Origin of the sequence: Streptomyces sp. AM 2-1-1 (assembly GCF_029167645.1) — a bacterium.
GTDB lineage: Bacteria > Actinomycetota > Actinomycetes > Streptomycetales > Streptomycetaceae > Streptomyces.
This window is the reverse complement of record NZ_CP119147.1, coordinates 4,979,308-4,992,791: the sequence shown is the minus strand read 5'-3', so window position 1 is coordinate 4,992,791 and position 13,484 is coordinate 4,979,308. Positions and strand designations below refer to the sequence as shown.

The 13,484-nt window shown below is 74.1% G+C and carries 10 protein-coding genes; 5 read left to right on the top strand and 5 right to left on the bottom strand.

Features of this window, described 5'->3' with window-relative positions; all coding sequences use genetic code 11:
• Positions 1 to 21: 21 nt before the first annotated feature.
• The 4 genes from PZB77_RS21790 to PZB77_RS21775 are packed head-to-tail and all read right to left on the bottom strand — an operon-like array spanning position 22 to position 4,689.
• The gene (locus PZB77_RS21790) at positions 22 to 1,146 is read right to left on the bottom strand and encodes an AAA family ATPase (protein ID WP_275494296.1); all 1,125 of its coding nucleotides are present in this window, start codon (positions 1,144 to 1,146) and stop codon (positions 22 to 24) included.
• A gap of 44 nt (positions 1,147 to 1,190) precedes the next feature.
• Positions 1,191 to 2,795 (bottom strand): VWA domain-containing protein, encoded by a 1,605-nt coding sequence (locus PZB77_RS21785; RefSeq protein WP_275494295.1) that lies wholly within the window; start codon positions 2,793 to 2,795, stop codon positions 1,191 to 1,193.
• Positions 2,792 to 4,213 carry a hypothetical protein gene (locus PZB77_RS21780; protein ID WP_275494294.1) on the bottom strand — a complete coding sequence of 474 codons (1,422 nt, stop codon included), beginning with the start codon at positions 4,211 to 4,213 and terminating at the stop codon, positions 2,792 to 2,794. The genes PZB77_RS21785 and PZB77_RS21780 overlap by 4 nt, the downstream gene beginning before the upstream one ends.
• Positions 4,183 to 4,689: a hypothetical protein gene (locus tag PZB77_RS21775; RefSeq protein WP_275494293.1), complete on the bottom strand. Its 507-nt coding sequence runs from the start codon at positions 4,687 to 4,689 to the stop codon at positions 4,183 to 4,185. Before PZB77_RS21775 ends, PZB77_RS21780 begins: the two co-directional genes overlap by 31 nt.
• 550 nt (positions 4,690 to 5,239) lie before the next feature.
• Here PZB77_RS21775 and PZB77_RS21770 point away from each other — a divergent pair.
• The 5 genes from PZB77_RS21770 (at position 5,240) to PZB77_RS21750 (ending at position 10,583) form a co-directional block, all read left to right on the top strand.
• Positions 5,240 to 5,599, top strand: a complete 360-nt coding sequence (locus PZB77_RS21770) for a phosphopantetheine-binding protein (protein WP_275494292.1) — start codon at positions 5,240 to 5,242, stop codon at positions 5,597 to 5,599.
• Positions 5,600 to 5,610: 11 nt separating this feature from the next.
• On the top strand, positions 5,611 to 6,822 hold the full coding sequence (locus PZB77_RS21765; RefSeq protein ID WP_275494291.1) for a beta-ketoacyl-[acyl-carrier-protein] synthase family protein: 1,212 nt from the start codon (positions 5,611 to 5,613) through the stop codon (positions 6,820 to 6,822).
• A 203-nt stretch (positions 6,823 to 7,025) separates the two neighbouring features.
• Complete coding sequence (locus PZB77_RS21760; protein ID WP_275494290.1) at positions 7,026 to 8,339, top strand: hypothetical protein; 1,314 nt, start codon at positions 7,026 to 7,028, stop codon at positions 8,337 to 8,339.
• Entirely contained in the window at positions 8,336 to 9,379 is a 1,044-nt protein-coding gene (locus PZB77_RS21755; RefSeq protein ID WP_275494289.1) for an acyl-ACP desaturase, read from the top strand. The genes PZB77_RS21760 and PZB77_RS21755 overlap by 4 nt, the downstream gene beginning before the upstream one ends.
• A complete protein-coding gene (locus PZB77_RS21750; protein WP_275494288.1) occupies positions 9,369 to 10,583 on the top strand; it encodes a beta-ketoacyl-[acyl-carrier-protein] synthase family protein in 1,215 nt (404 codons plus the stop codon). The genes PZB77_RS21755 and PZB77_RS21750 overlap by 11 nt, the downstream gene beginning before the upstream one ends.
• Before the next feature lie 149 nt (positions 10,584 to 10,732).
• Here PZB77_RS21750 and ppdK read toward each other — a convergent pair whose 3' ends face one another.
• Positions 10,733 to 13,444: a pyruvate, phosphate dikinase gene (gene ppdK / locus PZB77_RS21745; protein WP_275494287.1), complete on the bottom strand. Its 2,712-nt coding sequence runs from the start codon at positions 13,442 to 13,444 to the stop codon at positions 10,733 to 10,735.
• Positions 13,445 to 13,484: the final 40 nt, after the last annotated feature.

Below are 13,484 nucleotides of genomic sequence, written 5' to 3'. Positions count from 1 at the left end.
CGCTCCCGTACTGCACCGTGCTCACGACAGGGTGGCGATCGCGTCCCGGCCGCCCTCCAGGAACTCGGGCCAGGCGCCGCCCTCCTCCTTGCCGCGGGGTTCCACCACTCCGTGCAGGTACTTGTTGAGGATGGCCAGGTCCTCGGGTTCCCGCCGCACCAGCGAACCGACGAGCGAGGAGGCGAGGGTACGGGCGGTGAGCTCCCGCTCCCCGAAGAAGTTGCTGTGCAGGATCGCGTCCTCCAGCACCCCGATCTGCTCGGCGCTGGAGAGCGCGGACTCCAGCTTCTCGTCGTCGCTGCCCGCCGCGGCGGCCGAGGCGCGCAGGTCGGCGAAGCTCTGCAGGAGTACGTCCAGCAGGGTGGGCGGGACGTCCAGTTCGATGTGGTGGCGGCGCAGCAGCTCCTCGGTGCGGAAGCGGACGATCTCCGCCTCGCTCTTCTTGTTCGTCACCACCGGGATGCGGACGAAGTTGAAGCGGCGCTTGAGCGCGGAGGAGAGGTCGTTGACGCCCCGGTCGCGGCTGTTGGCCGTGGCGATGACGGAGAAGCCCGGCCGGGCGAAGACGATGTTGTCGTCGCCCTCCCCGCTGCCCAGCTCGGGGACGGAGACGTACTTCTCCGAGAGGATCGAGATCAGCGCGTCCTGGACGTCGCTGGTGGAGCGGGTCAGCTCCTCGAAGCGGCCGATGGTGCCGGTCTCCATCGCGGTCATGATCGGCGAGGGGATCATCGACTCCCGGGACTGGCCCTTGGCGATCACCATGGAGACGTTCCAGGAGTACTTGATGTGGTCCTCGGTGGTGCCGGCGGTGCCCTGCACCACCAGGGTGGAGTTGCGGCTGATGGCGGCGGAGAGCAGCTCGGCCAGCCAGCTCTTGCCGGTGCCCGGGTCGCCGATCAGCAGCAGGCCGCGGTCGGAGGCGAGGGTGACGATGGACCGCTCCACAAAGGTGCGGTCGCCGAACCACTTCTGGCCGATCTCGCGGTCGAGGCCGTCCGCGCGCTCCGAGCCGAGGATGAAGAGGCGGACCATCTTCGGCGACAGGCGCCAGGAGAACGGCTTGGGGCCGTCGTCGACCGACTCCAGCCAGTCGAGTTCCTCGGCGTACTTGATCTCGGCGGGGGCGCGCAGCAGGTCGGACATGTCAGGGCCTTTCTCGGGTGGGAGGGTGCTGGGCGGGGGCGTGCTCAGGTGAGGAAGGTCTTCAGCTCGTGGACGAGCTTGCGGATGTGGCCGGAGAGGACCGGTGTCCCCAGGTCCTTGAAGCGCTCGCGGAACCACGGGTTGACGCTGCCGCGTCCCGCACTGGTCACCGAGCCGACCGGGATGAACTTGACGCCCGAGCGGTGGAGGTCGGCCATGCTCGCGAAGAGCGGCTCGTGCTGCCACTCGTAGAAGTCGGAGATCCACACGACGACGGTGTTGCGCGGCTCCGCGATCTTCGGCCGGGCCAGCGCCATGGCGACCGTGCCGTCGGTGCCGCCGCCGAGCCGGGTGCGGAGCAGGGTCTCGAAGGGGTCGTGCACCCACGGCGTGAGGTCGAGGGCCTTGGTGTCGTACGCGACGAGGTGGACGTCGACCTTGGGCAGACCGGCGAAGATCGAGGCGAGGATGGTGCAGTTGACCATCGAGTCGACCATCGATCCGGACTGGTCCACCACCACGATCAGCCGCTGCGGCGTCGTCTTGCGCGCGGTGTGGCGGTAGTAGAGGCGGTCGACGTAGAGCCGCTCCTCCTCGGGGCTCCAGTTGGTGAGGTTCTTCCAGATCGTGCGGTCGATGTCGAGGTTGCGGTAGACCCGCTTGGGCGGCACCGAGCGGTCCAGGGGGCCGACGGTGGCCTTCTCCACCTGGGTGCGCAGCACCTCGGCGACCTCGTCGACGAACCGCCGGATCAGCGCCTTGGCGTTGGCCAGGGCGACGCCGTCCAGGTTGTTCTTGTCGCGGAGCAACTGTTCGATCAGCGACATGCTCGGGGTGAGGCGCGCGGCGAGCGCCGGGTCGGCGAGCACCTCGCGCAGCCGCATCCGGCTGACGAGATCGGCTTCGAGGGCGCCGAGTTCGGGCCCGATCGCCGGGATCAGCCGGCCGAGGTCGGGGGTCGTACCGCCGCCCGATCCGGTGGGGCTCACCCCGGCGCCGCCGCTCCGGCGGCCGCCGCGCAGCGCGCCGGGCTCGCAGCCGAGCGCCCGCTCCAGCCACCCCGCGTCGGACTGCCAGCGCGACAGCTGCCCGGCGGTGACCGGGCCGGTGCCCGTGGCGAAGACGTTGAGCAGCACCTTCGACACGAGGGCGGCGCGGCGCACCTCGGCCTCCCGGTCGCGCGCCTCCGTCTCCCCCGCGCTCTCCCCGCCGGCGCCGGCGCCGGGGTCGCCGGTGAGCAGTCCGTCGAACTCGGCGGCCAGGTGCGGGTGGCGCTGCACGAGGGAGTCGACCGCGGTCCGCCGGTCCAGCAGCCCGGCCGGCAGGCCGATGTCCTCGACCACGGCGAGGCTCGCCGATTCCAGCGACGCCTGCTCCTCGGGGTCGAAGAGCTGGGCGAGGAGTCGCCAGTAGAGGGCCTGCCGGCGGTTGTCCTGGGAGTCCGCGGCGGGATCCGGGGTGGGGTGCGGGGGTGCGGCGGGGGCCCCGGACCCGACCGCGGGGTACGGGTTTCCGGTGAGGGCCCCGGGCCCGGCGGTGTGGTACGGGTTTCCGGTGGGGGCCCCGGGCCCGGCGGTGGGGTCCGCGGTTCCGGTGGGGGCGCGCCCCGGGATCGCGCGCTCTTCGAGGTCGTCCGGTCGTCCGGTCATTTCCGCAGCAGCCTTCCGGCGCGTTCGCGCAGTACGGCCGCCGCGTCGGTGGCGGCCTTCTCGGCCCGGATCCCGGCCTTGTCGCTCGTGCCTCCGGCCCACGCCCCGGCGTGCACCGCCACCGCCTTCTTCCGCACGGTGGTCTCGACGGCGAGCGGCTGGAGCCGGAACGCCCCGGCGTCCCAGCGGAGCAGCCCTATGCAGGCTCCGGAGGCGAGGACGCCCTCGGGGGTCAGCGGTCCGGCGGCCGGAACGCGGTCCGTGTCCACGGCCAGGGTGTGTCCGGCGAGGGAGAGGACCACGGTCCCGTCCTCGTCGGCCGCGGCCGCGTATCCGTCGACGAAGACGGGGACGGCGACGGCCGCGGGATGGCGGTCGAGCGGGGCGGTGGCCCGGCCGGTCGCGGTGGGCAGGGCGACCCGGGCGGTGGCGAAGGCGTCGGCGGGTTCGCCCGGGCGGGCGTGGTCGTCGCTCCAGATCAGGTCGCCCTCCGGGGTGAGGGGCATGCCCCTCACCTCCATCGCGCGGCCTTCACCCACCGCCGCCAGCAGCGAGAGGTGCGGGCGGAGCAGCTGCCAGAGGCCGGCGCCGACGACGGAGTCCGGCTTGGGGGCCGACACGGAGGCCCGCACCAGGAACTGCGGGGAGCCGTTCTCGGGCTCGAACACCGCGTGCACCTGCGCCTGTACGGCGGTCGCGTGCTCCTGCAGGTCCACGCCGAGCGGCAGCAGCCGGCCGGTGGCCGGGGCGGTCACCGGGGAGACGGTGGCGCCGGGCAGGGTGAGGAGCATCGCCCGCGCCCAGAGGTCGGCCCAGCGCCGCACCGGGACGTGCTCCAGAGCGGCGCCCGGGCAGGACGCGGCGAGTTCGGCGGCGAAACCGTCCAGGAGGGCGGCGAGCCGGCGCAGTTCCGGGTCGGCGAGCATCGCGGAGACGATCCGCGCGGCCCCGGAGACCACGTCGTGGTCGATGCCCCGCCAGCCGCAGCGCGCCAGGTCGGACAGCCAGGAGCGGGCGGCGACCATCAGGTTCACCGGCTCCCCGGGCCCGGCACCGGGCGTGTCCACCGCGACGGAGGTGCGGCCGGTCGCCTCCTCCACGCGGGCCATCAGGGCGTCGTGCGCGGAGCCGAGCAACGCGGCCCGGCCGGCGGCGAGAGCGGTGAAGTGCTCCTCGCCGGCCGCCCCGGAGGCCGCTCTGCCGGCCGCCTCGGCGACCCGGGCGGCGAGCGGGCTGCCGGTGAGCGCGGCGGCGAACTCCGCGAGCGCCGAGGCCTCCGCGGCCCGCGGCCGGAGCAGACCCGTCTCCAGGGCCCGGTCGAAAGCGTCGACGGCGGTCAGCACCTCGTCGAGTCCGGGGATCTCGTCGGCGAGCCGGTCGGCGCGCATCACGCGGCCGCCCTGGTCGGCGGGAACCACTGCATCTCCGGCAACGGCCGGGTGGTCGGCGCGAGTTCGAGGTAGGCGAGGTGGTGCAGGAACCTGCTGAAGACGGGTGCGGCGGCCGTGCCACCGGCCGGCCCGGGGCGGGCGGCCGTCATGGTGGCCGTGATGCCCGGGGCGGTCGGCTCGCCGTCGGTGGGCTCGGCCTTGAGGTACCTGGCCACCCGCTCGGCGCCGTACTGGAGGACGGACTCGTTGACCAGGGCGCGGATGTGGTTGCAGAAGCCGCCCCGCGCGCCGCCGCAGGGGCGGTTGTTGTTGGTGCTGCAGGCGTAGGCGTAGCTCCTGGTCTCGACCGAGGAGACGTAGACCCGTTCGATGTCCGACCCGCTGGACACCACGCCCTGCAGCCGCCCGTCGGCCAGTTCGACGAACGGGACCTTGGCGAGCTTGCGCGGCCGGGCGGGCGGGACGACCCGCACCACGCTCGACCTCTCCCCAGCTGACGACACGTCATCTCCTTTGCCTACGAGGGGTTTCACGGACCCGAACGGGTCTCCGCACGTGAAAGGGGGTCCGCGCCGCACGGAGGCGGTGGCGGAACACGACTGAACATACGTGCGCCCACTGACATCCCCCGCCGTGCGCGGCGCGAGGACCGCGAGCGCGGGGTCGCCGGACATCCGCCCGGGCCCGGCAGTCCGGAAGCAGCGGTGCGGGACGGGGCGGGAGGGGCCGGCGGGGAGGCGGGACGGAGGAGCGGGGCGAGCGGAGGCGGCGGGACGGGGCCGGCGGAGAGGCGGCACGCGGGGACCACCCGCCACTCACCGGCCCGGACCCCGCCCCGGCCTCGCCCCACCCCCGGCCCCCGTACCGGAGCGGCGGAAATCCCCGGGCGGCCCGGACACTCCCCGTCACGCCACCCCGCCTCCCGTCGCGCCACCCCCCGCCACCCGGCCGTATGCGGGGACTCTCGTGTGTCAACCCTGGCGAATCGGCGTTTCGGGGTGACCAGGAGCGTCTGGCGTCGTTGGCGACTGTGTTTGCGCAAGAAACAACTTCATGGAGGACGGCGCGATGTACGAGATGCTGACCAGGTTGCTGGTCGAGGAGTTCGGACTGGACGAGGACCAGGTGCGTCCCGATGCCACGGCCCGTCAACTGGAGCTGGACTCGCTCTCCCTGGCGGAGTTGGCGGTGATCATCACCGAGGGCACCGGGGTGCGGCTGGAGGACGTGGAGGTGAGCCCCGACAGCACGCTCGGTCAGATGGCGGAGGCGTTCGGCCGGGCCCTTCCCCCGGCCCCGGCAGGCCGCGCGGCCCTCCCACCGTCCCTCTCCCCGTCGTCCGGCGACGCCCGGCCCGCGGCCCCCGCCCCCTCGCTCGACCAGGCCCTGTCCGTCGCGCCTGCCCAGTCGTGAGAGCCGGTGTCGTGGTGACGGGCCTGGGCTTGGTCACGCCCGGCGGCATCGGTGTGGAGGCCGGCTGGCGGGCCGCCCTCGCGGGGGTGTCCACGGCCGCCCGGGACCCGCGGCTGGCCGGACTGCGGGTGGACATCTCCTGCCGGGTGCCGGAGTTCGACGCCGACGCGCTGCTCGGGCGGCGTCTGGCCCGCCGGATGGACCGGGGCACGCAGCTCGGCGTGGTCGCCGCCCGCGAGGCGTTCGCCATGGCGGGCCTCACCGACGGGGACTGGGACCCGGCCCGGGTGGGGGTCGTGATGGGTTCGGGCGGCTCCAGCGTGGACGGCCTCCTCGACATCTGCGACCGGCTCGCGGCCGGCCGGCCCGAGAGTGTGCCGCCGATGGCGCTGCCCCGCAGCCTGCCCAGCGCGGGCGCGACCGAGGTCGCCCTCGATCTCGGGGCGGCCGGACCGAACTTCGCGACCTCGGCAGGGTGTGCCTCCGGGCTCACCGCGATCGGGGTCGCCCGCGACCTGCTGCGCTCGGGCGCCCTGGACATCGTGGTGGCCGGAGGCGCCGAGTCGCTCTGCCACCCCCTCACCGTGACCGCTTTCGCGCAGTTGGGCGTCCTGTCCACCCGGCCCGGCGACCCGTGCGAGGCGGCCCGCCCCTTCGGCCGGGACCGGGACGGCTTCGTGGTCGCCGAGGGGGCCGGAATCCTGGTGCTGGAGCGCGCCGCGTACGCCCGGGCCCGCCGCGCCCCGGTCCTGGCGCACGCGGCGGGTTACGGGGCGGGGAGCGACGCCCACCACGTCGCCGCCGTCCACCCCGAAGGGCGAGGCGCCGAGCGGGCGGTGCGCGCCGCGCTCGCCGATGCCCGCTGGCGGCCCGAGGACGTGGAGCACGTGAACGCGCACGGCGCGGCGACGCGGGCCAACGACGCGGCCGAGGCGTCCTGGCTGGCCCGGGTGCTGCCGCACCGCCCGCCGGTCACCGCCACCAAGGCCACCCTCGGTCACGCCGGGGCCGGTTCGGGGGGCATCGAAGCCGCCCTGAGCGTGCTCACCCTCTCCCGCCGGACCATCCCGCCGACCGCGAACCACACCGAACCGGACACCACCCTCGCCGGAGGGATCGACCTCGTCACCCGGGCCCCCCGGGCCGGCGGGCGGCGCACCGCGCTGTGCGTCTCCACCGCGCTGGGCGGCCAGAACAGTGCGCTGGCCCTGCTGGCCTCCTGACCCCGAACCGCCCCGCCCGCGACCCGCGCGGCCCCGTCACCAGGACGCTCCCCGCCGGCCACCCCGGGGCCACCCGCACTCCGGACGGCCCGTCCCCGCCGCGTACCCCCCGGACCGCACGGAACGGCGCCCCCGCCGTACTCCGTGACAGCACCGAGCGCGCACCCGCCGCTCCCCGTGAACCACTGGAGGCACCGAATCCGATGAGCACACTCCTGCCGTCCGCCCAGACGCCCCCCGCCGCCCCCTCCACCGTGTCGCCGGCCACCGCCTCCGAGCCACCCGGGCCGCAGACGCAGGTGATGCGTCTGCTGCGCCGGCTGCGCACCGAGGCGGACCCGTACCCGGTCTTCGACCAACTGCGCCGGCTCGGCCCGGTCGTTCCGGTACCGGCGCTGAACGCGCTCGTCGTGACCGGCTACGACGAGTGCCGCCACGTGCTGCGCGACCCGGCGTACATCCTTCCGGACGTCGCCTGGCGCGACGCGCACACCGACGGGTGGCGCCACCACCGCAGCATCGTGAGCAACGCCACCTCGCTGCCGAACACCAACGCGCCCCGCCACACCGTCGTCCGGGCCCACCTGGCCCAGGGCTTCCACCGCACCGCGCTCGCCGCGCTGCGGCCGGTGGTGACCGGTCTGATCCACAGCGGCCTCAACGGCCTGGGCGCCGCGCTGGCCCGCGGGGGCGTCGCCGACCTGGCCGAGCACGTCAGCCGGCCGCTGCCCTCCCGCGTCATGTGCCAGGTCCTGTCGCTGCCCGACGAGGACGCCCCGATGCTCGTGGAGTGGACCAACCGCTGGAGCGCCGCCGCCGAGCTCTTCCCCACCGAGGCGGAGCTCAAGGACGCGGACGAGGCCGACGCCGCGCTGGTCGGCTACTTCCTGCGGGTCGTCCAGGAGCGCGAACGGTGCCCGGGGTCGGACTTCCTCTCCGCCTGGGTCACCGCCGCCCGGGCGGACGGTGTGGCGACCGACGACATCGTGGTGCACACCGCCCAGTTGTTCGTCACCGGCTTCATGACCGTCCAGTCCTCGCTGACCAGCGCGGCGCACGCCGTCCTGGCCAGCCCCGAGCTGACCGCCGCGCTGCGCCGGCGCCCCGGGGACATGGGTGCGGCCGTGGAGGAGGTGCTGCGGCAGCGTCCGGCCGCGGCGGTCGTGGGCCGGGTCGCGACCCGTGCCGGACGGCTGGCCGGGGTGCCCGTCGCCGCCCAGCAGCGGCTGATGGTCGTGGTGCCGGCCGCCAACCGCGACCCGCGGGCCGCCGCCACCGCCCATCTGACCTTCGGCGTCGGCCTGCACTACTGCCTCGGCGCGGCCCTGGCCCGGCTCCAGCTGGGCGAGTTCCTGCCCGCCCTGCTCAGCCGCTTCCCCTCGCTGCGCCTCGCCGACGACCCGGCTCCGGGCGACCCGCTGTTCCGCCCGGCCGAGAACCCGGCGCCGATGACCGGGATCGCCCTCCCGCGCCACGTCCGCCTCCTCACCACCACCTCCCCGAGAGCCTTCCGATGACCCTCACCCCCGCCACCCCGCCGGGCCTCGGTCCCACCGCCGTGGGACACCTCCTGCACGACCTCGAACCGGCCGTCGCCGGGCTGCTCGACCGTCACCTCTCCACCGCCCGCGACTGGATGCCCCACCGGTACGTCCCCTGGAGCGCGGCCCGCGACTTCGACGGGCCGCTCGACGGCGCCCCCTGGGACCCGGACCAGTGCGCGCTGCCCCGCGCCGTGCGGGACGCCCTCGTCGTCAACCTCCTGACCGAGGACAACCTGCCGAGCTACCACTTCGAGATCGCCACCCGCTTCGGCCGCGACGGCGCCTGGGGGACCTGGGTGCACCGCTGGACGGCGGAGGAGGGGCGTCACGCCGACGTACTGCGCGCCTATCTGCACGCCCGCCGCGCCGTGGACCCGGTGGACCTCGAGGAGCGGCGGATGGTCCAGGTCGGTACCGGTTACCGCAGCGACCAGCCCACCTCGCTGCACGCGCTGGCGTACGTCACCGTCCAGGAGCTCGCCACCCGCCAGGCCCACCGCAACGCGGGCCGGGCCTGCGGCGACCCGCTGGGCGAGCGGCTGATGGCACGGATCGCCGCCGACGAGAACCTCCACATGCTCTTCTACCGCGACCTGTTCGGCGAGGCGCTCGCCCAGGCCCCGGACGCCGCCCTGCACGCCCTCGCCGACGTGGTGTGCGGGTTCCGGATGCCCGGGACCACGCTGCCCGGCTTCCGCACCCGGGCCCTGCGCATCGCCGCCGCGGGCATCTACGACCTCGACGTCCACCGCGAGCACGTGCTGCATCCGCTGCTGCGCCACTTCGCCGCCCTCACCCGGAGCGGCCTCGGACCTCTCGGGCGGCAGGCGCAGGACCGTATCGGCGCCCATCTGGAACACCTGGAGCGGGCGGCCGAGCGCTCCCGCCGCCTGTACCGGCGGATGGCCGCGCTCGACCCCGGGACCGCGGCCGTCGCCGCCGCCCTCGCCGACGGGGGGACCGCGGCCACCGGGGCGGCCGTCACCGCCGAAGGGGCCCACCGTGCCGGGTGAAGCCGCCGTCACCGGCCTCGGCATGATCACCCCCGCGGGTCCGGACACCGCCGCGACCTGGACCTCGGTGTGCGCGGGGAGGAGTCTCGCCCGGACCGATCCCGAACTGGCGGGGCTCCCCGTCGACATCTCCTGCCGGGCCGACTTCGATCCGGAGGCCGTCCACGGCCGCCGTCTGGCCCGTCGGCTGGACCGTTTCTGCCAGCTCGCCCTGGTGGCCGCCCGCCAGGCCGTGGCGGACGCCGGACTGGACCCGGCCACCTGGAACGCCGACCGGATCGGCGTCGTCCTCGGTGTCGGCAGCAACAGCCTGGAGACGTACGGCCGGGAGTTCCCCCGGCTCGGCCGGGACGAGCCCCATCTGGTGTCCCCGCTGGCGCTGCCCCGCAGCGTGCCCAGCATGGCCGCCGCCGAGATCGCCCTCGACCTCGGCCTGCGCGGTCCCAACTTCACCGTCGCCAGCGCCTGCGCCTCGGGCGCCACCGCGCTCGGTGTCGCCCGTGACCTGATCGCCGCCGGCACCTGTGACCTGGTACTGGCCGGCGGGGCCGAGTCGGCGCGGTCCCGGATGACGGCGACCTGCTTCACGCAGATGCGGGCCCTCTCACGGGGTGCGCCGGAGCGGGCGTCCCGCCCGTTCGACGCGGACCGCGACGGATTCGTCCTCTCCGAGGGGGCCGCCGTCCTCGTCCTCGAACACCCGGACCACGCGCGGAGCCGGGGCGTACGCACCCGGGCACTGCTGCGCGGGTTCGGTGCGACCGCCGACGCCCACCACCCCGTCGCCCCGCACCCGGAGGGCCGGGGCGCCGAGTACGCCCTGCGGGCCGCACTCGCCGACGCGGGCTGCGCTCCCGGAGAGATCGGTCACGTCAACGCGCACGGCACGTCCACCCCCGCGGGTGATGCCGCCGAAGCCAGGGCGCTGCTGCGGCTCTTCGACGGCGCCCCGCCGCCGGTGACCGCCGCCAAGGGCGTCCTCGGTCACGCGCTGGGCGCGGCCGGTGCCATCGAGGCGGCCCTGACGGTCCTCACCCTCGAGGAGCAGCTCGTCCCGCCGACCGCAGGCCTCACCCGTCAGGAGCCGGGCCTGGAGCTGGACGTGGTCACCGGCGCGCCCCGCCCCACCGCTCTGGCTGCCGCCGTCTCCAACTCCTTCGGTTTCGGCGGCCAGAACGCCGCCCTGCTCTTCACCGCCGTCTGACCCCGCCGGGGACATCCCCCGGACGGGGTGGAGCGGCGGCACCCCCGCACAGGGTGCCGCCGCTCCGGTTCCGGAGGCGCTGCCGGGCCTGGGCGAGGGGTGGGACGCGGCACGGGCGGCGGCTCCGGAGAACAGGGGCCGGACGGGGGTCAGCGGGTGTCGCCGCCCCTCGGCCCGGCGGCGGCCCGTCCGGCCTCCAGCCGGGCGACGGGGATGCGGAACGGCGAGCAGGACACGTAGTCGAGGCCCACCTCGTGGAAGAAGTGCACCGACTCCGGGTCACCGCCGTGTTCACCGCAGACTCCGAGCTTGAGATCGGGGCGGGTGGCCCGGCCGGCCTCCACCGCGCTGCGCACCAGCGAGCCGACCCCGTCCTGGTCGATGGTCTCGAACGGGGAGACCCCGAAGATGCCCTTCTCCAGGTAGGCGGTGAAGAAGGAGGCCTCCACGTCGTCGCGGGAGAAGCCCCACACCGTCTGGGTGAGGTCGTTGGTGCCGAAGGAGAAGAACTGCGCGGCCTCGGCGATCTGACCGGCGGTCAGCGCGGCGCGGGGCAGCTCGATCATGGTGCCGATGGTGAGCTTGAGGTCGGTACCGGTGGCGGCCTGGACCTCGGCGATGACCCGGTCGGCCTCCTCGCGGACGATCTCCAGCTCCTGGACCGTGCCGACGAGCGGGATCATGATCTCGGGGCGGGGGTCCCCCTTGGCGTTCTTCCGGTGCGCGGCGGCCTCGGCGATGGCGCGGACCTGCATGGCGAAGAGGCCGGGGATGACCAGGCCGAGGCGGACCCCGCGCAGCCCCAGCATCGGGTTCTGCTCGTGCAGCCGGTGTACGGCCTGGAGGAGGCGCAGGTCGTTCTCGTTGGCGTCCTTGCGGGACTCGGCGAGCGCGACGCGCACCGAGAGTTCGGTGATGTCGGGCAGGAACTCGTGGAGCGGCGGGTCGAGCAGCCGTACGGTGACGGGCAGTCCGTCCATCGACTCGAACAGCTCGATGAAGTCGGCCTTCTGGAGCGGCAGCAGCTCGGCGAGGGCGGCTTCCCGCTCGGCGTCGGTGTCGGCGAGGACCAACTGCTCCACGAGGACGCGGCGTTCGCCGAGGAACATGTGCTCGGTGCGGCAGAGGCCGATGCCCTGGGCGCCGAAGCGGCGGGCGCGCAGGGCGTCCTCGGCGTTGTCGGCGTTGGCCCGTACCCGCAGTCGGCGCATCCGGTCCGCGTAGGCCATGATCCGGTGCACGGCGGCGACGAGCTCGTCGGCGTCGTCGGCGCCCGCGTGCATCCGGCCCTCGAAGTACTCGACGACCGGGGACGGTACGACGGGGACCTCGCCGAGGTAGACCTTCCCGGTGGAGCCGTCGACCGAGACGAGGTCGCCCTCCTCCACGACGGTGTCGCCGACGGTGAGCCGGCGGCGCTTGGTGTCGACCTCGATCTCCTCGGCGCCGCAGACGCACGTCTTGCCCATGCCGCGCGCCACGACGGCGGCGTGCGAGGTCTTTCCGCCGCGCGAGGTGAGGATGCCCTCGGCGGCGATCATGCCGTCCAGGTCGTCGGGGTTGGTCTCGCGGCGGATCAGGATGACCTTCTCGCCGGAGCGCGACCACTTGACCGCGGTGTACGAGTCGAAGACGGCCTTGCCGACGGCGGCGCCCGGGGAGGCGGCGATGCCCCGCCCGAGCAGCCGGGTCGTCGTGGTGTCGTCGAAGCGCGGGAACATCAGCTGGGCGAGCTGGGCGCCGTTGACCCGCTGGAGCGCCTCCGCCTCGTCGATGAGCCCCTGGTCGACGAGTTGGGTGGCGATCCGGAAGGCGGCCCCCGCCGTCCGCTTGCCGACGCGGGTCTGGAGCATCCACAACTGGCCGCGTTCGATGGTGAACTCGATGTCGCAGAGGTCGCGGTAGTGGGTCTCCAGCGTCTCCATGATCCGCATCAGCCGGTCGTAGGACGTGCGGTCGATGGTCGCGAGCTCGGCGAGCGGCACGGTGTTGCGGATGCCCGCGACGACGTCCTCGCCCTGCGCGTTCTGCAGGTAGTCGCCGTAGACGCCCTGGTGGCCGCTGGCCGGGTCGCGGGTGAAGGCGACGCCCGTACCCGAGTCGGGTCCGAGGTTGCCGAAGACCATGGAGCAGATGTTGACGGCGGTGCCGAGGTCGCCGGGGATGCGCTCCTGACGGCGGTAGAGCTTGGCCCGGTCGGTGTTCCACGACTGGAAGACCGCGTGTATGGCCAGGTCCATCTGCTCCCGGGGGTCCTGCGGGAAGTCGCGTCCCGCCTCGGTCTTCACGATCCGCTTGAACTGCTTGACGAGCTTCTTGAGGTCCTCGGCGCCGAGGTCCGTGTCGACGCTGACCTTCTTGGCCCGCTTGGCCGCCTCCAGCGCCTCTTCGAAGAGGTCGCCGCCGACGCCGAGCACGGTCTTGCCGAACATCTGGATGAGGCGGCGGTACGAGTCCCAGGCGAAGCGCTCGTCCCCCGCCTGCGCGGCGAGACCGACGACGGAGGCGTCGGAGAGGCCGATGTTGAGGACGGTGTCCATCATGCCGGGCATCGAGAACTTGGCGCCGGAGCGTACGGAGACCAGGAGCGGGTCGTCGTGCTGGCCGAGGGTCTTGCCCATCCGCGCCTCCAGGGCGGCCAGATGGGCGCTCACCTCGTCGCGGAGCTCGTCGGGCTCCACACCGCTGTCGAGGAAGACCTTGCACGCCTCGGTGGTGATGGTGAAGCCGGGAGGGACCGGCAGGCCGAGGTTGGTCATCTCGGCGAGGTTGGCACCCTTCCCGCCGAGCAGGTCCTTCAGATCCTTGTTGCCCTCGGTGAAGTCGTAGACGAACTTCTGAGGACCGTTGTGTACGGACACGGGTCTCGACTCCTTGCGGACGCGGTGGGTGCCCCCGACG